The sequence below is a fragment of the Asaia sp. Ae19-3 genome (assembly GCF_059801175.1).
Genome location: NZ_JBCHWF010000001.1, coordinates 1,453,857 through 1,476,780 on the forward strand (window position 1 = coordinate 1,453,857; position 22,924 = coordinate 1,476,780).

Annotated in this window: 21 protein-coding genes and 1 tRNA gene; 7 read left to right on the forward strand and 15 right to left on the reverse strand. The window is 59.9% G+C overall.

The genetic code is table 11. The features are described 5' to 3' along the window. Positions 1-10 precede the first annotated feature (10 nt). The 3 genes from sufB to AAID99_RS06195 all read right to left on the reverse strand — a co-directional run bounded on the left by sufB (position 11) and on the right by AAID99_RS06195 (position 3,433). On the reverse strand, positions 11-1,501 hold the full coding sequence (sufB, locus tag AAID99_RS06185) for a Fe-S cluster assembly protein SufB (protein ID WP_188426944.1): 1,491 nt from the start codon (positions 1,499-1,501) through the stop codon (positions 11-13). 1 nt (position 1,502) lies between these two features. Further along, positions 1,503-1,970, reverse strand: a complete 468-nt coding sequence (locus tag AAID99_RS06190; RefSeq protein WP_188426946.1) for an SUF system Fe-S cluster assembly regulator — start codon at positions 1,968-1,970, stop codon at positions 1,503-1,505. A gap of 131 nt (positions 1,971-2,101) precedes the next feature. Further along, positions 2,102-3,433 (reverse strand): DUF445 domain-containing protein, encoded by a 1,332-nt coding sequence (locus AAID99_RS06195; protein ID WP_498493435.1) that lies wholly within the window; start codon positions 3,431-3,433, stop codon positions 2,102-2,104. A gap of 239 nt (positions 3,434-3,672) precedes the next feature. Between AAID99_RS06195 and AAID99_RS06200 the strand changes: the two genes are divergently transcribed. From AAID99_RS06200 to AAID99_RS06210, 3 genes are all read left to right on the forward strand, one after another. Then, the gene (locus AAID99_RS06200; RefSeq protein WP_498494271.1) at positions 3,673-6,426 is read left to right on the forward strand and encodes a phosphoenolpyruvate carboxylase; all 2,754 of its coding nucleotides are present in this window, start codon (positions 3,673-3,675) and stop codon (positions 6,424-6,426) included. Between the two features lie 19 nt (positions 6,427-6,445). Continuing rightward, a complete protein-coding gene (locus AAID99_RS06205) occupies positions 6,446-7,072 on the forward strand; it encodes a hypothetical protein (RefSeq protein ID WP_498493436.1) in 627 nt (208 codons plus the stop codon). Between the two features lie 111 nt (positions 7,073-7,183). Next, positions 7,184-7,444 carry a GlsB/YeaQ/YmgE family stress response membrane protein gene (locus tag AAID99_RS06210; protein ID WP_188426951.1) on the forward strand — a complete coding sequence of 87 codons (261 nt, stop codon included), beginning with the start codon at positions 7,184-7,186 and terminating at the stop codon, positions 7,442-7,444. A gap of 39 nt (positions 7,445-7,483) precedes the next feature. Here AAID99_RS06210 and AAID99_RS06215 read toward each other — a convergent pair whose 3' ends face one another. The 4 genes from AAID99_RS06215 to AAID99_RS06230 form a co-directional block, all read right to left on the reverse strand. Next, complete coding sequence (locus AAID99_RS06215) at positions 7,484-8,425, reverse strand: ABC transporter substrate-binding protein (RefSeq protein WP_188426953.1); 942 nt, start codon at positions 8,423-8,425, stop codon at positions 7,484-7,486. A gap of 60 nt (positions 8,426-8,485) precedes the next feature. Beyond that, entirely contained in the window at positions 8,486-9,505 is a 1,020-nt protein-coding gene (locus tag AAID99_RS06220) for an ABC transporter permease subunit (protein WP_188426955.1), read from the reverse strand. Positions 9,506-9,516: 11 nt separating this feature from the next. Further along, positions 9,517-11,076 (reverse strand): sugar ABC transporter ATP-binding protein, encoded by a 1,560-nt coding sequence (locus tag AAID99_RS06225; protein ID WP_498493437.1) that lies wholly within the window; start codon positions 11,074-11,076, stop codon positions 9,517-9,519. 188 nt (positions 11,077-11,264) lie between these two features. Beyond that, positions 11,265-11,897, reverse strand: coding sequence for a TetR/AcrR family transcriptional regulator (locus AAID99_RS06230; protein WP_498493438.1), 633 nt, complete (start codon positions 11,895-11,897; stop codon positions 11,265-11,267). A 94-nt stretch (positions 11,898-11,991) separates the two neighbouring features. Here AAID99_RS06230 and AAID99_RS06235 point away from each other — a divergent pair, with 94 nt between their 5' ends. Then, positions 11,992-12,600, forward strand: coding sequence for a hypothetical protein (locus tag AAID99_RS06235; protein ID WP_498493439.1), 609 nt, complete (start codon positions 11,992-11,994; stop codon positions 12,598-12,600). 76 nt (positions 12,601-12,676) lie between these two features. Here AAID99_RS06235 and fusA read toward each other — a convergent pair whose 3' ends face one another. From fusA to AAID99_RS06255, 4 genes are all read right to left on the reverse strand, one after another. Next, the gene (fusA, locus tag AAID99_RS06240; RefSeq protein ID WP_188426960.1) at positions 12,677-14,782 is read right to left on the reverse strand and encodes an elongation factor G; all 2,106 of its coding nucleotides are present in this window, start codon (positions 14,780-14,782) and stop codon (positions 12,677-12,679) included. A 237-nt stretch (positions 14,783-15,019) separates the two neighbouring features. Beyond that, positions 15,020-15,322, reverse strand: coding sequence for a 50S ribosomal protein L28 (rpmB, locus tag AAID99_RS06245; protein ID WP_188426962.1), 303 nt, complete (start codon positions 15,320-15,322; stop codon positions 15,020-15,022). A 119-nt stretch (positions 15,323-15,441) separates the two neighbouring features. Beyond that, positions 15,442-15,786 carry a hypothetical protein gene (locus AAID99_RS06250; RefSeq protein ID WP_229719847.1) on the reverse strand — a complete coding sequence of 115 codons (345 nt, stop codon included), beginning with the start codon at positions 15,784-15,786 and terminating at the stop codon, positions 15,442-15,444. A 26-nt stretch (positions 15,787-15,812) separates the two neighbouring features. Beyond that, positions 15,813-17,636, reverse strand: a complete 1,824-nt coding sequence (locus AAID99_RS06255) for an ABCB family ABC transporter ATP-binding protein/permease (RefSeq protein ID WP_498493440.1) — start codon at positions 17,634-17,636, stop codon at positions 15,813-15,815. 89 nt (positions 17,637-17,725) lie between these two features. On the opposite strand from AAID99_RS06255, the gene AAID99_RS06260 reads away from it, so the two are divergent. From AAID99_RS06260 to AAID99_RS06270, 3 genes are all read left to right on the forward strand, one after another. Next, positions 17,726-18,550 (forward strand): NUDIX hydrolase, encoded by an 825-nt coding sequence (locus AAID99_RS06260; RefSeq protein ID WP_188426966.1) that lies wholly within the window; start codon positions 17,726-17,728, stop codon positions 18,548-18,550. Next, positions 18,547-19,029, forward strand: a complete 483-nt coding sequence (locus AAID99_RS06265; RefSeq protein WP_188426968.1) for a DUF3574 domain-containing protein — start codon at positions 18,547-18,549, stop codon at positions 19,027-19,029. The genes AAID99_RS06260 and AAID99_RS06265 overlap by 4 nt, the downstream gene beginning before the upstream one ends. A gap of 229 nt (positions 19,030-19,258) precedes the next feature. After that, positions 19,259-20,359, forward strand: coding sequence for an AI-2E family transporter (locus AAID99_RS06270; protein WP_229719848.1), 1,101 nt, complete (start codon positions 19,259-19,261; stop codon positions 20,357-20,359). A 214-nt stretch (positions 20,360-20,573) separates the two neighbouring features. Here the strand turns inward: AAID99_RS06270 and AAID99_RS06275 are convergent. The 4 genes from AAID99_RS06275 to AAID99_RS06290 form a co-directional block, all read right to left on the reverse strand. Next, positions 20,574-20,647 (reverse strand) — tRNA-Pro (locus AAID99_RS06275). A 78-nt stretch (positions 20,648-20,725) separates the two neighbouring features. Further along, complete coding sequence (locus AAID99_RS06280; RefSeq protein ID WP_229719849.1) at positions 20,726-21,541, reverse strand: MerR family transcriptional regulator; 816 nt, start codon at positions 21,539-21,541, stop codon at positions 20,726-20,728. Beyond that, complete coding sequence (locus AAID99_RS06285; RefSeq protein WP_498493442.1) at positions 21,538-21,861, reverse strand: integration host factor subunit alpha; 324 nt, start codon at positions 21,859-21,861, stop codon at positions 21,538-21,540. Before AAID99_RS06285 ends, AAID99_RS06280 begins: the two co-directional genes overlap by 4 nt. Positions 21,862-21,946: 85 nt before the next feature. Then, positions 21,947-22,900, reverse strand: coding sequence for a beta-ketoacyl-ACP synthase III (locus AAID99_RS06290; protein WP_188426972.1), 954 nt, complete (start codon positions 22,898-22,900; stop codon positions 21,947-21,949). Positions 22,901-22,924: the final 24 nt, after the last annotated feature.

Here is a 22,924-nt window from a genome sequence, read left to right on the forward strand (position 1 = left end):
ATGCGGCGCTTTACCCGACGCTACCTTCAAGACTGAGTTGCAGGAGCTTCTGAGCTTCCACTGCAAACTCCATGGGGAGTTCCTTCAGGACATCCTTGCAGAACCCGTTGACGATGAGACCCACGGCATCTTCTTCCGACAGGCCACGTGACCGGCAGTAGAAAAGCTGGTCTTCAGAAATCTTCGAGGTGGTCGCTTCATGCTCGACGCGCGCGGTCATGTTGCGGTTCTCGATATAGGGCACGGTATGCGCACCGCACTGATCGCCGATCAGCAGGCTGTCGCACTGCGTGAAGTTACGCGCGCCACGAGCCTTGGGCATCATGCGCACCAGACCGCGATACGTGCTGTCTGAATGACCCGCAGAAATGGTCTTGGCGATGATGGTCGAGCGCGTGTTGGGCGCCAGATGGATCATCTTCGTACCCGTATCGGCCTGCTGACGGTTATTGGTCACGGCGACAGAATAGAATTCACCAACCGACCCTTCTCCTGCCAGAATGCAGGATGGATATTTCCATGTAATGGCAGACCCGGTCTCGACCTGGGTCCAGGAGATCTTGGCATTGCGACCACGGCAGGCGCCGCGCTTGGTCACGAAATTATAGATGCCGCCTTTGCCATTCTCGTCACCCGGATACCAGTTCTGGACCGTGGAATACTTGATCTTGGCGTCGTTCATGGCCACCAGCTCGACGACCGCAGCATGAAGCTGGTTCTCGTCGCGCATCGGCGCAGTACAGCCTTCGAGATAGGATACCGTCGCGCGATCTTCGCAGATGATCAGCGTGCGCTCGAACTGCCCGGTATTACGCGCATTGATGCGGAAATAGGTCGACAGCTCCATCGGGCATTTCACACCTTCTGGCACATAGACGAACGAGCCATCGGTAAAGACTGCCGAATTGAGCGCTGCAAAGAAATTATCGCTTACCGGCACCACGGAGCCGAGATAGCGCTTCACCAGCTCGGGATGCTCGCGAATGGCATCGGAGATCGGGCAGAAGATAACGCCTGCTTCTTCCAGCGTCTTGCGGAAGGTGGTCACAACCGACACGGAGTCAAACACGGCATCAACGGCTACCGGCAGACGCGCTTCCTGCTCGCCTGCACCTTCGACACCGGCCAGAATGGCCTGTTCATGCAACGGAATACCGAGCTTTTCGTAGGTGCGCAGCAGCTCCGGATCGACTTCTTCAAGCGATTTCGGGCCGGGCTTGCTTTTCGGCTCGGCGAAATAGAAGGCGTCCTGATAGTCGATGGCCGGATATTCGGGCTTCTGCCAGCTCGGCTCTTCCATCGACTGCCAGGCACGGAAAGCCTGCAGACGCCAGTCGAGCATCCACTCGGGCTCCTGCTTGCGCGCGGAGATGAACCGGATGGTCTCTTCGCTCAACCCTTTCGGCGCGAACTCCATCTCGATATCGGTCTCGAAACCCCATTTATAGGTCGATTGACCGAGCGTTTCGACGGCTTCACGGGTTTCCGTTACGGCTGGCATCTCATCCCTCCCTGGCAGGATGGTGATCATGAGCGACGCAGCGCGATGCAGGCGCGAAACCGCCTGTCAGATGCGCACGGCTCATATCGTCAAGATTGATGGATTCGAGTGTCGAGCGAATGGCCTTGTTCACCATATCCCACTGACCCGATGACAGGGCGCAGAGCGATTTCGCCTCACATACACGCCCCTCGACACAGGCAGTCAGCGCAATCGGCCCGTCGACCGAGGTAATGACAGCAGCAATCGAAATCTCGGAAAGGGCACGAGCGAGACGATAGCCGCCCCTCGCGCCACGATGCGAGGCCACGAGGCCATCGGCAGCCAGACCCTTGAGCAGCTTCGCAACGGTCGGCTCCGGCACGCCAGTCGCCCCCGCAAGCGCGGTGGCTGTCATGAGCGTGTCCTGTTGGCCAAGCTGCACGAGCAGAACCGTTGCGTAATCAGCGAGTTTCGATAACCTGAGCATTGTGCTCCCTCGATCAGTCCCGCATGGACAGAAATTAAAGACCTAAATGGTGCTATTTTTAGTAGCAGATGCGCGCTGAGGGTCTCTGCGTCAACCCTTTTCGGCCCTTGTTACAAAGAGAAAAACTTTGCCTAGCCGAGATGGCCGAAGCAGAGCCGCATCAGCATGTCGAGAACCGCCCCCACCACAAAACCGACCAGCGTGCCGTTGATGCGAATGTATTGCAGATCGCGCCCGACGCGCTGCTCCAGCCTTGCCGAGAGCTCTGACGGGTCCCACCGCTCCATCACCGAGGCGATATAACTGGCAAGCTTGTCACGCAGAGAAGGCAGGATGCGCAAAAGTGTCGTCTTGAGCGTATGCTCCAGACGGGCGCGCATGGCGGGATCGTGGTCGAGCTGATCGGCCAGGCTGAGCAGGGCCGCCTCGATCACGCTGCGGCTCCAGCCGTCATCACTGGCCAGATCGGCCTCTGCGATCCCTCTGAAACGCTGCCAGATTTCCGACCACCAGAGCTTGAGGCTGTCATGCCCGAGATAGCCTGACATCGCATCGCCAAAGCGTGCGCGGCGCTCGGGGTCCTGCTCGAGCCGGTCGATCTCCTGCCGGATCCAGCCGGTAAAGCCCTCACGCAGCTCCGAATCCTGCGGGTCGACGCGGTCCAGTTCGAGATAGAGCGCTGTGATCACGCGATTGGCTACTGACGGCCCTATGGCCCAGCCGATCATGCGCCCGCCCTGCTCGCGCACACGTTCTTCAATGAAGCTGCGCAAGGTCGCTTCGCGCTTCTGCACGCCACCCTTGAAGCGTTCGAGCAGGGCCGAGAGCACTTCCTGATGCAGCTCGTTGTCAACCAATGCCCTGAGGGCTCGTGTCACGACCTTGATGGAGGCTTCACCACGAGCCAGCACCGGCAGGGCCTTGCCTATGGCGGCCGAGGCGCGCCCGTCTTCAAGCCTGTCGAGCATGTCCGGCACACTGCGCCGAAGGGCTGACGCCGTTGCATTGGCTGTGCGCGGCTGGCGCAGAAGATTGGCGAGAATGCGCGCCACATCCGCCGAAGCGAGGGCGCGGCTGGCGTCTTCCTCTGTAAAGAACTGGGTCGAAACGAAACGTCCGAGGGCCCGCGCCAGACGCGGCTGCTGACGGGGCAGAACGGCCGTGTGCGGAATCGGCAGACCGAGCGGATGCCGGAACAAAGCTGTCACGGCAAACCAGTCCGCAATGCCGCCAACAACCCCTGCCCGCGCGCCCGAGCGCAGCACTTCAAGCAGGAAATGATCCTTCACCAGCCCCATTGCAGGCAGGCCGGCAGAAAGCACCATGACGCCGCCCATCGAGACGAGCAGCCCACCAGCAAGACGACGTGAGGCTTTCAGCCCGGCAAGCGCTTCCGCCTCCGTGGTGCCGCTCTCTGCCTGACGCTCAGTGCCGGGGGAATTATCGGAATTCGGATGCTGCATTTTCAACCGATTATCATCACTCGGATAAAAAGTCCTGCACCTCCCGCGATCCTCCATTGCCATCATGTCTTTGGCATGGAAAACCAAACGCAGTCCGTGACCTGAATTCAAGCGAGAGTGCCTTGTCCAATACCGCGCCGCATCACGCCCCTGACGGAACGCCCGCCCAGAAGGCGGACCAGAAACCTGCCGCCATCGCCAGTGAGGGCGCCGTTTTTGCCGAACGTCTGACAGGCGAGATGCAGGCGCTTCAGGATCGCGCCGCGCATGAGCGCCACGCACCGGACCCGATCGAAACATTATCGAGCCAGATCGGTGACGAACTGATCGACGGCAATCTCTCGGTTGCGACCCTTGAGAACACGGTGCGCGTGCTGCGCGACGGCAATCTCAAGCAACGCGCTGCGCGGCTGCGCAGCTATGTCGGCCTCAAAGGTGAGGCACCACCCGAGGAGCGCCTCGACGAGGCCGCACGCAAGACGGTCGAAAGCTGCGACACGGTTGAAGGGCTGATTGCCAAGCTTTCCCGCCCCGGCTTTGCGGCCGTCTTTACGGCGCACCCGACCTTCGCTCTGGCCGATAATGTCTATCGCCACATTGTCGAGATGGCGACCGACCCAAGCCACAAACTGCCCGAGCTGAAGTCGCATCGTCGCGAGGGCGCCCCTACCCTCGCCCATGAGCAGAATCTGGCGCTCACCGCCATTCTGCGCGGGCGCGATGCGCTCGATATTTTCAATGCGTCCATCCTGAAACACGCTGCCGCGCGCTGGCCCGAGCAGGAAGCCGCGCTCGCCTCATTCGATATCAGAACGCTCATTCTGGCGACCTGGGTCGGGTTCGACACAGATGGCCGCAGCGACATCCACTGGTGGGACACGCTGCGCATTCGCCTTGCGCTCAAGCGCACACAGCTCGAACGCGTGCGCACGCAGCTCGAATCCCTGCTGCCGCAATGCTCGCAGCTCGTCGCCCGTATCGATGTCGCGCTGGGTGCGGTGAAGGAGCAGGAAGCCGCCTGCCCCGACCAGCAGCATCATGACGCCGTCGCTATCGCCGATTTTGCCCGCACGCTGGTCAGCCGACGCGAAGCCGCGCTCAGTTCAGCCGAGATACTGGCACCGCTTTTCGACGAGGCGCTCGCGCTGGTCGAAGGCCCGAAGCGCGCAGCCCTGCTGACAGCCCGCTCGGGCTTCATGGCACACGGCCTGGGTGCAGCCCATATCCATACCCGCCTGAACGCGACCCAGATTTACAACGTGGTGCGTCATCGTCTCGGCATTGAAGACGATCCCACCATTCCGTCGCGCCGCCGCCTCGTTCTGTCGCAGATCAACGAGGCCCTAGAATCGCTCAAGGCGCCCATTCCCGTCGATTTCGGCGCACTGATGATTGAGCAGTCTTCGGCTGGTCGTCTGATGATGACCATGGCGCAGATCCTCAAGCATATCGATTGTGGCACACCGATCCGCTTCCTGATTGCCGAGACCGAGAGTGGCTATACGCTGCTCGCGACACTCTGGCTGGCGCGTCTGCTGGGTATTCGTGACGACCAGATCCAGATCTCGCCGCTTTTCGAAACGCAGAGCGCTCTCGAACACGGCGAGATCATTCTCGAGGAAGCGTTCCGCTCGCCGCACTGGCGCGACTACATCCGCAATAATGGCCGTCTCTGCCTGCAATTCGGCTATTCGGATTCGGGACGCTATATCGGCCAGCTTGCCGCAACCAATCTGGTAGAGCGCCTGCGCCTGCGTACGCTGTCGCTCATGCAGAAACACGGCATGAAGGATATCGAACTCGTTCTGTTCGACACCCACGGCGAGAGCATCGGCCGCGGCGCCCATCCCTTCAGGCTGTCGGACCGTCTCAGCTATTTCTCGCCGGACCATACCCGCGGTCTTTTCGCCAAGGCTGGTATCAGCCTGCGTGAGGAAGCGGCGTTTCAGGGTGGCGATGGCTACACGCTGTTCGGCACCGCCCCGCTGGCCGCCTCGACCATTGCGACCCTCGCAGAGCATCTGACCCGCCCGCTTTCGACCGCACGCGACCCAATCTATGACGAGCCGGATTTTTCATCCGACTTCTTCTCGACAATCGCACTCGACATGAGCAGCCTGGTTGAAGATCCCGGCTATGCAGGGCTGCTCGGGGCGTTCGGTCCGGCACTCATCGATAAATCAGGCTCGCGTCCCTCTGCCCGTCAGGGCGATGGCATCAGCGTAACGCGGATCACCCATCCGAGCCAGCTGCGTGCCATCCCGAACAATGCCATTCTCGAGCAGCTCGGCTGGTGGACGAATGTGCTTCAGGGCTTCGGCACGGCAGCCTCGCGCCACCCCGAAACCTTCGAGAAACTGGCCCGCAGCAGCCGACGCTTCGGCCTTGCACTGGATTTCGCCCGACAGGCAGCCGCGCATTCCGATATCGGTGCCCTGCGCGGTATCGTGCGTCTTCTCGACCCCGGCACCTGGCTCGACCGTGCGGCTTCTGCCCGCAACGAAGAGCAACGCAGCCAGCATCTCGTTCTGGCGAGCGGACTGGAAGAGCTGGAATTCTGGCGCAGCCTGCCTGCGATGTTCCGACGCATTCAGGCCGATCACATCGCGCTTGAATCAGTCTGGAGCCACACCCTCAAGATGAGTGCGCAGGAGCGTACGCTTCACGCGATCCGTCATGCCGTCATCGGCCAGATCTGGATTCTGGCCACGCGTATTCCCTATTTCAGCCCGCGCAATGACATCAACCGCGAGACGCTGCTCAAGCTCGTGCTGCAACTCGAGATTCCGGCCGTGCTCAAGCGTCTGTCGGAAATCTTCCCGCAATCGGCCGGGATGGTTACCGATCTCGACTTCCATGAGCCCAGCGGGCCGCGTGACGATCATGGCTTCACGCGCGAGCACGAAGAAATCTTCGCACCGATGGCGCGTCTTTTCGCCGTTCTGCGTGAAATCAGCGTAGCGGTCATGCATGCCAATGGCTCGTTCGGCTGAAACAGGGAGCACGGGACAGATGAAAATAGTCAGAACGGCCTCTTCCCTGTTCCTGTGCGGTCTCCTTGCCATGATGGTGCAGCCCGCCCCTGCGCGGGCTGCACCAGTGCCTTCGCTACAGCCCTTTTCTCTAGTTGATGGTGAGACACGGCTTGCGCTCAGCGGTGCGTTTGACCCGCAACGTTTATGGGCGGTGGCACCAGGCACGTCGTTTTCGGTAATCAAGACATGGCGCGAGAACAACAATGCCTGGAGTTATCACTTCGCCATCGTGCTCCTGCAAGCTCCGGACGGCAAAACGAGACTGATCGGTTTCGATCCGCTCCCCGTAGGCAAGGACAAGGCGCTGCGCGATCATCTCGTCGATACGCCTCACACCGGCGAGGATGCGTTGCTCTCCTTTGCTTTCGCCCAGTCGACTGATCCTCATGATCCGGGGCTGTTTCTGGTCGAGGCTCTGAGACACCAGGACGGCCCTGTGCCCGACCCTGCCCCGGCAAGTCTCTATTATTTCCGGCTCGTGGCTTCTGATGGCGACCCTGGCTGGACACCGCTCTATTTTCGCTATGAAAAGACGGTCGATCTCCCCGGACAGTTTCTCTCTTCGGATGACGCGCTCGAAAAAGCGTTCTCCCACAAGCCGTAAGAGGCCCTCAAGAGGCGATTCTCGCGGGAACTCTCGCAGACGTGGACCGGTCTTCCCCCTCATGCTAGTCACAGGAATGTGACTACCTGCCTTCAGGCATGAGGAGATGACATGCATCTGATCTGGACATTGATCGTCGGTTTTTTCGTTGGGTTGATCGCCAAGTTTCTGATGCCCGGACGCGATCCGGGTGGCTTCATCATCACGATCTTTCTGGGCATTGCGGGCGCCCTGCTCGCGGGCTGGATCGGGCAGAAGCTTCATTTCTATCATGAAGGTCAGCCTGCCGGCTTCGTCGCCTCGGTTTTTGGCGCCATGATCCTGCTTCTGGTCTATCGGCTTTTCGCCAGCAACAATAACAGCCAGAACTGAAAAAACTCCCCGGCCTTTGGGCCGGGGAGAAAGCGGGTCTTATTCGCCAGTCCAGCCCTTGTAGCTGCCGACATTGTCACGCGTGATGAGGGTCGGCGCCATCAGACGTACCGTGCCCTTTGCCACTTTGCCGTCCTTGATAGCCTGCCCCATTGCAATGCCATCCTTCCCCATCTGGTAAGGGTCCTGACTGGCAGAGGCGACGATTGACGATTTCGGGTCCTTGAGAGACGAAACGATATCGGGGGCACCGTCGACAGAAGTAACCGTAATGCCCTGCCGACGGGCCTGACGGATGGCCAGGTCGCCACCGATCGCCTCGGGGTCGTTGATCGCGAACACGCCTTTCAAATTCGGAAAGCGCACAAGAAAGCCCTGCATGACCTTGAAGCCAAGGTCACGCTCTGCGCCCCCGTTCTGATCGTCGCTGACGATTTTGATGCCGGGATAGCCCGACAGAACCTCCTTGCACCCCTTCACGCGGTCGATGATCGACGACACCTGCGGGCCGTTTTCGATAGCCACCTCACCCTTGCCGTCCAGCTTTTTGGCCAGATACTCGCAGGAGATGCGTCCTGCCGCCACGTTGTCGGTCTGGACGGTTCCGTCCACTCCGGCTGACCCCACGTCAACGGCGATCACGGTCGCTCCCGATTTCTGCACACGCTTGATGGCCGGCATGACGGCCTGCGGATCCACGCCGTTGAGCAAAATCAGATTGACGCCTGACGCGACAAAACTGTCCATCTGGGAGAATTGCTTGTTGAGGTCATAATCGGCCGACAGGGCATTGATGCTTGCACTGGGCGCCGTCGTCTTGAGCTGCGTCGTCGCTCCTTTGACGAGGGCCACAAAATACGGGTTACCGAGCGAGCCGACCGATACACCGACTGCACTGATCCCTTCGGCGCGCGCAGCAGGCGCAGCCAGAGTGGTCGAGAGAGCGAGCATACCGAGGAGGATTTTGGAACGAGTGATCATCTTGAAACATCCGGAACGGAAGAAAAACAAACTCGAAGGATAAAGGGCTGCAACGCGAAATCAGGTGCGCGCCGCAGGAGCGCGGAACCGGTCGAGAGCGACCGCCACGATGATGACGAGTCCCTTGACGATGAACTGCCAGATATCGGACACACCAATCAGGATGAGGCCATTCGTGAGAACAGCGATCAGAAGGGCACCGACCAGCGTCCCCCAGATCGTACCGACACCACCGACAAAGGACGTTCCGCCGAGAATGACGGCGGCGATGGCATCCAACTCGTATGACTGGCCAAGCTGCAGCCCGTTCGCTGCATAGAGCCGTGCCGATGACATGACGGCACCAAGACCCGCCAGCAGACCCGCTGCGGCGTAAACGAACATCAGCACAAGACCGACGCGGATACCGGCCAGACGGGCAGCAGAGGGATTGCCGCCGATGGCGTAGATGTGCACGCCCAGAACGGTGCGACGCAGAATGAACCAGCTCACCACCACGACAGCGAGGGCGATGACTGCCAGCCAAGGAATGGTGAAGCTCGACGTCACCGCAATGCCGTCATTGCCGATCCAGGCAAAGGACAGGTCAGGATTGAAGATGGTCCGGTCATTACCCATCAGACGGGCCAGACCGCGCACAGCGGTGAGCGTTCCAAGCGTCACGATGAAGGGCGGAATTTTCACTCCGGCAATCAGGGCGCCGTTGAATGCGCCGATCAGCAATCCTGCGCCGAGGCAGGCCGGCACGGCGAGCCACGCCAGATGAGGAGAGAGCGAGGTAATCAGCCCGCACATGGCAGCGAAAGCCAGGGTTGAGCCTACCGACAGATCGATACCGCCAGTGAGAATCACAAAGGTCATGCCGGAAGCAAGGACCGTATTGATCGATGCCTGCTGGGCGATGATCGAAAGATTTTGCCCCGAGAGAAAACGATGCCCGCCCAGAAAATGAAAGCCAAGGGCGAGCAGAATCAGAACAGGCAACATGCCAGCTGTCTGAAGAATGCTGCGGGTTGTTGCGCGCGCGTTGAGCTGGGCGGCGGGAGTAGCCGCAACCGCCGGGTTGAGAGTGGTGCTCATTGAGAGATTTCCTAGGCGGCGAGTGAGGAAACGGGGGCAAGACCAACAGCAAGAGACATGATGGCCTCCTGTGTGATGGCGTCGCCCGTGAGTTCACCTGTGAGATGACCTTCGCGCATGACCAGCACGCGATCGCTCACGCCGATGATCTCGGCCATTTCGCTCGATATGACGATGATCCCCAGCCCCTGAGCTGCCAGATCGTTGATAATACGATAGATTTCTGTCTTCGCGCCGATATCGACACCGCGCGTCGGCTCATCAAGGATCAGCACCCTCGGCCCGGTTTCGAGCAGGCGCCCGAGAAGGACCTTCTGCTGATTGCCACCAGAGAGGCCGCCGACATTGGTCAGCATGTTCTGCGCCTTGATGCGCAATGCGGCGAAGGACCCGGTCGCACGCGTCCGGCCCTTGCCCTGGTCGAGCACGCCAAGCCGCGAATCACGCTCCACAACACCGAGATTGATATTGCCGCTGCAGGACATGTCTAGGAACAGCCCGAGCGATTTGCGATCTTCGGTCAGATAGGCAATGCCCGCAGCCAGCGCATCACGCGGCGAGCGGATGTCGACCTTGCGTGAGTCGAGCGTGATTGTTCCTGCAACCTTGGGATCGGCACCGAAGATCAACCGCGCCAGTTCAGTGCGGCCTGCGCCCACCAGTCCGGCTATACCCAGCACTTCGCCAGGGCGCAGGTCGAAGCTGATGGGTTGCACGCGCCGGCCGTCGCTCAGCCCTTCGACCTGCAGGATCGGCGCAGCGTCGTGACGAACGTGATTGCCATCCTTTTCGTAAAAGCTCGACAGGTCGCGACCGACCATCAGGCTGACGATCCGGCCGGAAGAAAGCTCATGCTTTTCCAGCGTGCCGACATGGGCTCCGTCGCGCAGGACGGAGACACGATCGGCGAGTTCGTCGATCTCGTCCATGCGGTGGCTGATATAGATCAGAGCGAGCCCTTTGGCGCGTAACTGCCTGATGAGCGCAAACAGACGGTCCGTTTCGCGCGCAGACAGCGCGGTCGTCGGTTCGTCGAGCACCAGAATGCGCGCATCGCGATGCAGTGCACGGGCGATCTCGACCAGCTGCTGCTCGGCGACCGACATGGAAGAGAGCCTGTCTTCCGGGCCGAAAGGAGCCCCGAGCTCCTTGAGCAGCCCGCGACACGCCTCATTCATGGCGGCGCGATCGATCATGCCACCCTTGCGAAGCTCCGAACCCAGATGAATATTCTCGGCGACGGTAAGATTGGGGGCGAGCGCCAGTTCCTGATAGATGATCCCAATGCCCAGAGCGCGCGCTGAGGCCGGGTTGGTGATCTTGGCGACCTCACCGGCAATACGGATCTCGCCGCCCGGATCGGCGCTGTAGGCACCTGACAGAATTTTCATGAGGGTGGACTTACCAGCACCGTTCTCTCCCATCAGGGCCAGAATCTCACCGCCATAGGCGTTGAGCGAGACATCCTTGAGAACCTTGATCCCGGAAAATGTCTTAGAAATACCCACCACATGCAGGAGCGGAGCCCCGCTCTCCTGCGTTTCCAATGTGGTCTGTTGGGCGAATGCCATGGGACCAGCCTCCCGATTTGAGCCTGAAGCAGCGGGGGTTTTACCCAGTGGGGTCCCTCTGCCGAAAAAGAGAGAAGCAGAGTTCTGATTAATTTTATATAATGTTTTTGCAATATTTTGGTTAGTAACTGGAATGTGAACGTTAAAGGTCGTTCATGTTCCTCTCGAAAACGTCACCCTGCCCTCAGTCACCCGGCTGCCTCGAGCGCGGCCTGCAGGAACCCCGTCAGGGACGCAGATTCCGCGCCCTTCAGAAGCGGTCCAAGCATGCCATCAATCGCAAGAACGGCGAGACCATGGACACGTCCCCAAAGCCCCGCCATGCGCGCTGCCTGAGCGCCTCCCGGCACTTCATGGCCAGACAGGAGTCGCAAAGCCTCAAAAGCTCGTCCGGCAGCTGCCGCAAGGTCTGCCCGGTCATGATCGAGCAAGGCGTTGCGAAACATGAGTCGGAAAAGGTCAGGGTTCGCAAGCGCAAAGGCGATATAGGCACTTCCTACCGCGTGAGCCGCAGTAGGGTACTGCCTCCCCCCTGAGAACCCTCTTTGAGCGCTAAGCTCGGCTGGGGGAAAATTTTCCCATGCACGGGTCAGGGCATCGGCAAGTTCGTCATATCCCCGCGCCGCCAGAGCCGATCTCAGGCCCGACAGCGTACCAAAATGGGGCACAGCCGCCGTCGCCGAGACACCCGCCCGTCGCGTCACGCCGCGCAGGGAGAGCGCCTCCAATCCCCCCTCCTCAAGCAGGTCACGCGCCGCCTGCAAGAGCGCATTGGCCAGGTCGCCGTGATGATAAGGCGTCGCATCAGTTCTCACATCCATCTCCCCTCTCATCAAACTTTACAATGAAAAGTTTTCCTTGACGAGGCGGGAATGAGCGTTCTTTACATTGTAAAGACTCATGAGGATCCCCGGTATGTGCGCTACCCGCCCCCTGTTCGACAGACTGCAAAGCCTGCGCGTTCTCGCCGGAGAGCTGGGAGGGCTGATCCTTGTCTGGCTGGGCGAGGCCACCGGGCTGCAAAGCTACGCCCTCCCTGCGACACTTGCCCTGATCAGCTTCGATGCCCTCAGACGATGGCGAATGCATGTCGGATTTCCGACGATCTGGTTCGTCCTCAATGCCATGGCGCTCGGCTTCGGCGCCCTGAGCCTCATTGTCACGGGACGGCTTCCGCCTGAAGAATTCGGCGCTCTGTGCGCTTTGCTTCTTGCGCTTGTTTTCCTGATCGGCAGTCTGACCCGTGTGTCGCTCATTCAGGCGCTTGCCGAGCAGAGAGAGGGCTCAGGCTTCGGAAGCGAAACACCTTTTCTGGATCATTTCTTCCGCCTCTATACGCGCATATGGGCGGGGTTCTTCCTCATCAGGGGGATTTATCTGCTCTATCTGGACACGCATCCGCATGACGTCCTCACGGCCGGGATCGTGCTTAAAACGAGCCTGATCGGGATGATCCTGCTCAGCTTCAGGGGCAAAACGCTTTACCGTCGCTACGCTGCCTTTCGGAGAGCGCGCACCGTTTGAATATGACGCCCACTGAAACGAAAAAAGCCGCCCCGAAGGGCGGCTTTCTCGTAACCAGAGACTGAAATCCGAAGGATCAGGCGCTCTTTGCCATGATCTCGTCAGCCACGTTGCGCGGCACGGGATCATAGTGATGGAACTGCATCGTGAACGACGCGCGGCCCTTGGTGGCCGAACGCAGATGCGAGATGTAGCCGAACATTTCCTTCAGCGGCACCTGAGCGCGGATCATGACGGTCGAACCGGCCGTCTCCTGGCTCTGGATGATGCCACGACGACGGTTAAGGTCGCCCACCACGTCGCCGACGTGATCGTTCGGGGTCGTGATTTCCACATCCATGATCGGCTCAAGGATCACGGGGCCGGCATTCTTCATGCCTTCACGGAAGCAGGCCTTGGCGGCGATTTCGAAGGCGAGAGCCGACGAGTCAACGTCATGGTACTTGCCGTCGAGCAGCGTGAACTTGAAGTCCACCGTCGGGAAGCCAGCCAGCACGCCCGTCGAGGACTGCATGCGGATGCCCTTTTCGACAGCCGGGATGTATTCCTTCGGAACCGTACCGCCAACGACCTTGTTCTCGAAGCTGATGCCTTCGTTACGCTCGACCGGGGTGAACTCGATCTTGACTTCAGCGTACTGACCCGAACCACCAGACTGCTTCTTGTGGGTGTAGGTCTCGATATGCGGACGCGAGATCGTCTCACGATAAGCAACCTGAGGCGCACCGACATTGGCTTCCACGCCGTATTCACGACGCAGACGGTCCACGATGATGTCCAGATGGAGCTCGCCCATGCCGGACAGGATGGTCTGACCCGTTTCCTGGTCGGTCTTGAGCTGCAGCGAGGGATCTTCAGCGGCAAGCTTCTGCAGGGCCAGCGTCATCTTCTCGACGGCATCCTTGGTCTTCGGCTCGACCGAGATGTCAATCACCGGAACCGGGAACTGCATGCGCTCCAGAACCACCGGATCAGCAGCGTCGGCCAAGGTGTCACCCGTCTGGGTGTCCTTCAGACCCACGAATGCGGCGATATCGCCAGCGCCGACCTGCTTGACTTCCTCACGCTTATCAGCGTGCATCTGGAACATGCGGCCAACGCGTTCCTTGTGGCCCTTGGTCGTGTTCAGCACGGTGTCGCCCGACTTCAGAACACCACGATAGACGCGCACGAAGGTCAGGGTGCCGTACTTGTCGGAGATGATCTTGAACGCGAGACCGGCGAACTTGCCATCGGGATCGACCGGCACGATCGGCAGGAAGTTCTCGTCAACCTCTTCGCCTTCCGGCGGCGCGATACGGATGCCTTCGACTTCGTCAGGAGCCGGCAGGTAATCGATAACGGCATCGAGGAGCGGCTGAACGCCCTTGTTCTTGAAGGCCGTACCGCACAGGACGGGGCGGAACACGCCGGAGATGGCGCCCTTCTTGATGCATTTCTTGAGCGTTGCGACATCGACATCGCCCTTTTCGAAGTATTCTTCGATAGCGGCTTCATCGACGCTCAGCGCGGTGTCCAGGAGGTTCTGGCGCGCCTCAGCTGCCTTTTCCTTCAGGTCATCGGGGATCTCGGCGTAGTGGAACTTCGCGCCCAGCTCGCCGCCTTCCCAGATGATGGCGCGCATTTCGACCAGGTCGACCACGCCAACGAAGTTTTCTTCAATGCCGATCGGCAGCTGAAGCGGAATAGCGACGATGTCGAGCTTTTCCTTCAGCGTGTCGAACGCGCGATAGAAATCGGCGCCGGTACGATCGAGCTTGTTGATGAAGATGACGCGCGGCACGTTATAGCGGTCAGCAAGACGCCAGTTGGTTTCTGACTGCGGCTGAACACCGGCAACGCCTTCGATGATGAAGATGGCGCCGTCGAGCACGCGCAGCGAGCGGTTCACTTCAATGTTGAAGTCGATATGGCCCGGGGTATCGATGATGTTGATGCGGTGGTTTTCCCACTCGCAGGTCACGGCTGCCGAGGTAATCGTGATGCCACGCTCACGTTCCTGCGCCATGTAGTCGGTGGTCGTATTGCCATCATGCACTTCGCCGATGCGATGCGACACGCCGGTGTAGTACAGAATACGCTCGGTCGTGGTGGTCTTGCCGGCATCGATATGCGCGGTAATACCGATATTGCGGATCTTCGAGAGAGCCGATTTGGCTTCTGCGACGCTGCTTTCGGACACGGGATACCTCCAGAATGCGATTAAAGGTGCTTCAGGCCGCCCCGAAACACCTTTTGCCGTGGCCGTCACAGATCGACGTAATTTTCGGAATAGTCCGGTAAAGACGTCGAAGCCGGATCGACCAAGTCGGGCCTAGTGATCGAGTGGCTGAATGAAACAACCCGATCACGTTTTCAAGGCCAATTTTGTTGTTGCCTGCCTTTTAGGGCCATAAGCCGGAGGCAGGCGCCATCAGACTCAGGCGGTCTGAACGGCCTTGCTTTCCTGAGCGCGCAGGATGCGGCGCTTGATGACCTGAGCTTCGACCGGGAGCTTACGGTTCGGCGTGCTGATCAGGAACGAGTCCAGACCACCGTTGTGCTCAACCGTGCGGATGCCTTGGGTGGACAGACGCAGACGAACGCCCGTGCCGAGAATGTCGGAGAGCAGGGTGATTTCCTGCAGGTTCGGCAGGAAGCGACGACGGGTCTTGTTGTTGGCGTGGCTGACGTTGTTGCCCGTCAGCACACCCTTGCCCGTGATTTGGCAGCGGCGTGACATGGACTTGATCCTCGGTAGTAATATGTTCGCCGAGACCAGTCCCGGCATACGACGATGCGTTAAGGCGCGGCTTATGACGGAGCCCCCCGCTCCCGTCAAGCCGAAAGCGTCGCAAACTGTCATTCGCCGTCGGAAAACGCATCCGCGCAGATCAGTTCACCCGATCTCACGCTGTCTATGGCCGTCTGGAGCATGCGCACCATGGTCTCGGCATCGGTTGTCCGTGCCAGCACACCCAGCGAGCCACCCAGCAGTGCAGAGGCGATGAGTTCAGAAGGCAGATTCTGTTCGACCAGATAGCTGATTGCCTTGTCGATCACCACGCCGCATTTGAGCAGCTCTTCCGGGATTTCGACGGCATCGGGTTCGTTCGAGAGCTCATGCGCGGCCTGTTCACGAATTTCCGCTTCGACGGCCTGGTCGGGATGAAAATCGCGAGCGATTTCTTCAGCCTGTTTCGTCATGGTCTCTCTCCTGTCGTGACGGAATGTCATGGCCCAACACGTAGGACGCCCTCATCAGGAAAACCAGATACCGGGTCGGATTGATTGGTCACCATTGCGAAATACATGCCCCTCGCGGCCATGAGGGTCTCATGTTTTCCCTGCTCGACGATACGCCCTGCCTCAATCACCAGAATCAGATCGGCATGACGGATGGTAGACAGACGATGCGCTATGGCTATCGTGGTCTGGCGGGCGGTGACCTGGCGCAAGGCCTCCATCAGACGTTGCTCCGTCCCGGTATCAAGCGCACTCGTCGCTTCATCGAGCAGCAGGAGGTGAGGCTTACGCAGGATGATGCGCGCCAGGGCGATACGCTGGCGCTCCCCCCCGGACAGCTTCAACCCGCGTTCTCCCACCAGCGTGTCGTAGCCCTTCTCCAGCCCCTCAATGAAACCGTCGATCTGGGCGAGACGCGCTGCCTCTTCGATCTCGTCCTGCGTCGCGTCGAGACGACCGTAAGCGATGTTATAGCCAATCGTGTCGTTGAAGAGCTGCGTATCCTGCGGCACAACACCGATCAGCCTGTGCAGCTCTGCAGGTGAAATGGTGGAAAGGTCTCTTCCATCCAGCAGAATACGCCCCAAGGCCGGCGCATAGGCGCCAAGAATCAGTCTCGCGATGGTCGATTTACCCGCCCCGGTTGGACCGACAAGCGCGATCGTCTCACCGGGAGCCGCTCTGAAAGAGAGATCATGAAGGATCTCACGCCCGTCATAGTCGAAGCTCACCCCGTCGAAATCGAGCGCGGCTGGCGTTGAGATCTCCGGCACCCCGGTTGGCTCCTGCGGCTCGAGATGACCCGCGCGCGGTGGCTCATCCATCAGTTCGGTCAGATTTTCCAGATCGACACAAGCGTTGCGCCAGCCAGCATAGACAATATTGAGCGAAATGATCGCCTGATAGAGCGTGCGCAGATAGGTGCCGATCATGACGAATGCGGCGACGTCAAGCTTTCCGGCCGCCAGATCGTGCGCAGCCATAAAGAAGATGATGAGCGTTGCCACAGCGATCATGGCATTCTGACTGACGGAAGACAGTCCCGCCACGAATGTCATGCGCAGACTGGCCTTCTCCTGCGCGACACGAGCCGTTTCGTAACGCGAGAATTCATGCTGTTCGTTGGCGAAATGTCGAACCGCCTCAAAATTCAGCAGGGAATCGAGCAGGAAATGCTGGGCCTTGCCATTGGCGTCATTGCGTTGTCGGCGTGCCCGGACCCGCTGGCGGACGAACCATTGCGCCAGAGCGATATAAGAAAGCAGCGCAATCACAATGACGCAGGCATAGCGCCCACCGAGAAAGGAGAAGACGACCGCAATTGTCAGCCCCGTATCGAGAATCGCTGGCAGGATATTAAAAAGAGCAAGACGCAGCAGCGTATCGGCCGCCTCTGATCCGCGCTCAATGGCACGGGTCAGTGATCCTGTCTGACGGTCGCGATGAAAACGGTAGGGCAGATCAAGCAGGTGACGAAAAGCCTCCTGCGCCGTCAGCGCCTGGAGCCTCTGGCCTACGGGCTGATAAACCAGCTCCTGCAAGGCGGAGAATGCGCTGCGAAAGAAGATCAGCCCCGCATAGGAGAGAATGAGCGCAACCGGCACGACAATTCTGAGGTCGGGCGATGAGAAATGCGCGACAAGCCGACTGAAAAGATAGGGTGTCCCAAGAAGACAAAGACGCTCTGCAAGAAGGAGCACGAGCGTTGCTCCGATGCCGAGCCGGAAATAGCGGATGTCATGAGACAGAACCAGTCGCCAGGCACGCGCAAGGCTGGTTACGGCAAAAGGCAGAGTGCGGGGGAAGATCATGACCTCAACCTGAGGCGGCAGAGGGCGTTTTGCAATCGCGACGCGATGCGCGATATCGTCGTGTCCCTGACAGGAGAGTAACGCTTTTCATGCATGACGACAGCCTCGCCCCGTTTCTCGCCCATATACGGAACTGCAAGACCGCCATCCTGCCCGGCCCTCGCCGTGAAGTTCTGGCTGGCGATGACTCTTTCGGTCTCGCTGACCCACGTCTTTTCGAGGCACTGACGGCGCTCGGCTATGCTGATGGCCCCGTGTTCCGCCTGCCGGACGGAGCCGCTCTGCAACCGCTTGGTGAGGCTCTGGCTGCACAGAGGCTCTATCGCCCCCATAACGAATTATTCGATGTTTTCGACAAGAGCGGCATCGTCATAGGCCAGATCGATCGCGGCGCCCTGCCACTCCTGGGCTGCACTGCGGCAGGTGTGCATCTCAACGGGCTGGTCGAGAGGCCTGAAGGGGTCTTCCTGTGGATGGGTCACCGGGCGAACAACAAGAGACTCGACCCTGGCAAGCTCGACCATCTGGCTGCCGGGGGTATCTGCACCGGGCTTTCACCGCTGCAGGCCCTCATCAAGGAAGCCGGCGAGGAAGCCGCCATTCCTCCTGACCTCGCGGCACAGGCCCAGCCGGTCGCCACACTGCGCTATGCCATGACACGGCCGGAGGGCCTGCGTCAGGACACGTTGTTCTGCTACGATCTGACCCTCCCTCCGGATTTCGAGCCTCAGCCTGTCGATGGCGAGGTCGCTTTTTTCGAGCTCATGCCGATCGAAAAAGTATTGGAAATTGTGCGCGACACGAACGACGTCAAATTCAACGTAAATCTGGTGTTGATCGATCTGTTCCTGCGTCGTGGCCTTTTTTCGGCTGCAGACAGCGCGCGCCTGCGTCAGGCGCTCGACGGGGCATGAGATCATCCAGAACTGCGGGCGCCCCCGCATTACGCTCTCTAGCCTTGCTCGCGCTTGGCGGTACGTTGCTTGCCGGAATGTCAGGCTGTGCCGAGGTTCCGCATCCCCCGGGGGTAATGATGACGGCGTCAGATTTCTGCACCGGCACTCGCGGGCATCCAGCCACGTTCATCACGCTTGCCTTCGGCCTCTCTATACCGGGTGGAGGAGCTGTCTCTGCAGAGCAGTGGGCCGATTTCCTTGCTCGTGTCGTCACCCCGCGTTTTCCCGCCGGTTTCTCGGTTATCGAGGCGCAGGGCCAATGGCAGAACGGCACGGCTGCGCCTGTCATTCGGGAGAAGTCACGACTGGTCTGGATCGCTGCACCAGAATCGCGCGAGCCTGACTCAAAACTCGATGCTATTCGCGACGCCTACAAGAAACAGTTCAACCAAGTTTCGGTCGCCGCGTTCACGCAGCAGGGCTGCGCCTCTTTCTGATCTATGGACTTTGCAGCCCGGACGTTGCGATAGTGTCGCATCGCCGTAACGTGTAAGAAATGAGTCAAACCGCCCTGAGAAGATCGGGGTTCACCAGCAATAGCGGCCATGTCGACGCCCCACGAGCTTCTGGCGCGTGACACAGTGCCCGAGGAACATGATGACGGACCAGACCCCCACCCCTCCCAAGGGCCTAGGCAAGATTTCCGGAAAGGGCCAGGAACGGGACGTGGAAGACGAATTCCCGGATGAAAGTACGCTACCCGGTTCTCCGGTCGGGCGTGCCCAGCGGCGATCGCGGGGGTTGCTTGGCTTTTTCTTCATCGCGCTCGCCCTCTTTACGCTCAAGAATTTCCTGCCCGCTCTGCTCTGGGGCTGCGTTTTCGCCATTGCATCCTGGCCGCTTTACCAGCGCACCGAAAAGAAATTCGGTCGTACAGAGTGGCTGCCCATGCTTTTCACGGCCGGTATCGCCCTCATCTTTCTCATTCCGCTCAGCCTTGTGGGCTTCAAGGCAGCAGAGGAAGCCCAGAGTGCGCTGCACTGGATTGACGAGGTGCGCCACACCGGCATCCCCATGCCCGACTGGCTGAACGACCTTCCTTTCGAACGCGCCCAGGTGGCCCGCTGGTGGCAGAATAATCTGGTCAACCCGGAACATCTCAACCGGCTGTTTCACTCCTTCGATGCAGGCCATGGCATGGCTGTGACGCGTCAGGTCACGACCCAGGTTGCCAAGCGCGCCACGCTGTTTCTTTTCTCCATCCTCACCCTCTTTTTCCTGCTGCGCGACGGTGCTGACATCATCCATCGGGTGCTGGTCGTCTCCAACCGTACCTTCGGCAAGCGTGGCGAGAAGCTGGCCCGCCAGATGATTTCCTCGGTTCACGGCACAGTGGCAGGGCTTGTTCTGGTCGGTCTCGGCGAGGGTCTCGTCATGGGCGTGGCCTATGTGCTGACCGACACCCCCCAGCCGCTGCTCTTTGCCATGCTGACCGGCGTTGCGGCCATGATCCCTTTTCTGGGACTTCCTACGGTCGTTCTTGCGGCTCTGCTAATCCTGATCCAGGGCAAGATGATCTCAGCCATTGTCGTCGTCGTTCTGGGCGCGATTGTCATTTTCGTCGCCGATCACTTCATCCGCCCTGCCCTCATCGGCGGCAGTACGCAAATGCCCTTCCTCTGGGTGCTTCTGGGCATTCTGGCGGGCGTCGAGACATGGGGGCTTCTTGGCCTGTTCCTCGGCCCGGCAATCATGGCGGCAGTGCATCTGCTCTGGCGCATCTGGAGCGCTGACTCAGAGCAGGAACTGCTTGAAGAAGGCGGCTGAAAAGACGCTGGCACCAGATATCGTGCCCCTTTAGCGGGACCAGGCTTATCCAGCCCCCTTCCCGGGGGCTTTTTCATATCTGCCGGGATATCTGAATAAGGCCAGGCGGCTCTTGAGACAGAAAAACCACACAAAAAACCCGCCACGGCTGGATGCCGAGGCGGGATCATTGCTTCTCGATCTCGAAAGAGAAAATTACCGCAGGACGAAGATATCGGGCAGGCGGGATTCGAACCCACGACCCCCAGTCCCCCAGACTGATGCGCTACCAGGCTGCGCTACTGCCCGTCAGTCCTGCGGTAGAGGCCATTTAGCAGTGGAAAGCAGATCCCGCAAGCGCCTCCGCGAAGGTTTTTTCAATCGCTCTCAATTCTGCTCCGGCACCAGCTGTCGCAGATTATCGAGCTCGCCAAGCACATCTTCCAGCGCCAGACGGAGTGCCCTCTTCTCCTGCTTCCACCGGTCCTGCCGGATGCGCAGATCGAGCAGCTCATCATACAGCACGGCCGCGATGACCGACTCGCTGCTTGCCATCGGGGCTTCCTCACCGGATACCCCGTCGTACGGTTCGGCAGGCGTTTCGTCTGACGGCTCGGTAACCGCTGGCGCGACCGTCTCTTCACCCGGATCGATCACAGGCTCGATATCACCGCCACCGGAAGACAGGACGACCTCGTCCTGCTCGGCCGAGGCGTTAAATTCGGGGATCTCGAAAGAAGAGCGGGTATCGGCAGCTGACGACTCATCGTTCTGACCCGCCGGGAGTGCCTCCACCACCGGCTCAGTCTCGTGGATCTCGGCACCATTCCCGGCCAGGACCGGATGAATGCTCTCGCGCTCGGGTGAGGCCGGGGGCGCCGTGACGCCGCTACCGGGCAGCGCCTCTTTCAGGACGCGCTGCACGCCCTTGATTGTGTAGCCCTGCACATAGAGCAGATCGGTGATGTGACGCAGCAGGTCGACATCTTCCGGGCTGTAATAACGGCGCCCGCCCCCGCGCTTAAGAGGCTTTACCTCAGGGAAACGGGTCTCCCAGAAGCGAAGCACATGCTGAGGCACATGCAATTCGTCGGCGACTTCACTGATGGTACGATAGGCATTGGGGCCTTTGACCAGACGCTCCAGATCCGCCCGTTCCTCCGTCACTCTGGAGAGTTCAGGAGAGGCGTGGGTCGTGGTCATGAATCATCGCTTTCGCTGGCGAGGCCTTCGGTCGATTCGCCGTTTACTTCAGCTCTGAGAATTTGGCTCGGTCGGAAGACCAGCACAGAACGCGGCAAAATCGGCACTTCAATGCCGGTTTTAGGGTTGCGGCCCACCCTGCGGCCCTTCTGGCGAACGGAGAACGTGCCGAAGCCACTCAGCTTGACTGTCTCTCCCTTTTCGAGCCGCGCAGCAATCAGCTCGAGAACCGTCTCGAGCAGATCGGCGGATTCGTGCCGGGACAGTCCAACCTGGCTGTAAATATGCTCTGAAATTTGCGCGCGGGTCACGGTGGTCATGAAGCCACCGTATCATGACAGTAATGAAGGTCAATCAAATCAATGAAGCGGGGCGCTTCTGCAGAGGTTTTCCCTCTGAGCGCGCCTACAGACGAACGAGAGCCGAGCCCCAGGTCAGGCCACCACCCAGCGCCTCGAGCAGCACCAGATCACCCTTCTTGATACGACCATCACGCACGGCTTCATCAAGCGCCAGCGGAATGGACGCCGCCGAGGTATTGGCATGACGATCAACTGTCACCACAACGCGGTCCAGCGGCAAATCGAGCTTTTTCGCCATGCCTTCGATGATGCGAAGGTTGGCCTGATGCGGCACCAGCCAGGCAATATCTTCAGCCGCCAGTCCATTTGCCGTAAGGGCCTCATCCACGACTGCAGAAAGCTTGGCCACTGCATGACGGAACACATCCCGCCCCTGCATGTGCAGAACGGGCTTCTCGGTGGTCGGGCCATCGACATAAAGAAGGTCGCCATGAGCGCCGTCACTATGCAAGTGGGTCGAGAGAATACCCGCGTCCGTATCGTCACTGGCCTCGACAAGCACCGCACCGGCGCCATCACCGAACAGCACACAGGTCGTACGGTCTTCCCAGTTCACGATGCGTGAATAGATCTCGGTGCCGATCACCAGAACTTTTTTTGCCTGGTTGCTGCGAATGAAGGCTTCAGCCGTCGACAGCGCAAAAACGAAACCCGAACAGGCCGCAGTCATATCGAAAGCAAAGCCCCGGTTCATGCCGAGAGCGGCCTGAACGCGCACAGCCGTGGCCGGAAAGCCCTGGTCGGGCGTCGCGGTTGCGACAATCACCGCATCGACCGATTCGGCTGACACACCGGCATAGGCCAGAGCGGCCTGTGCGGCGGCACTTGCCATGCTGACCGCCGTCTCGCCCTCACCTGCAATATGCCGTTGCGCAATGCCAGTGCGGGTTCTGATCCACTCATCGGAGGTGTCGATGCGCTCGGCGAGCTCGGCATTCGTGACGACACGCTTCGGCAGATAGCTGCCAAATCCGGTCAGACGCGCGCGCAGGGACATATCTCTTCCTCTTGAACTGGTGCC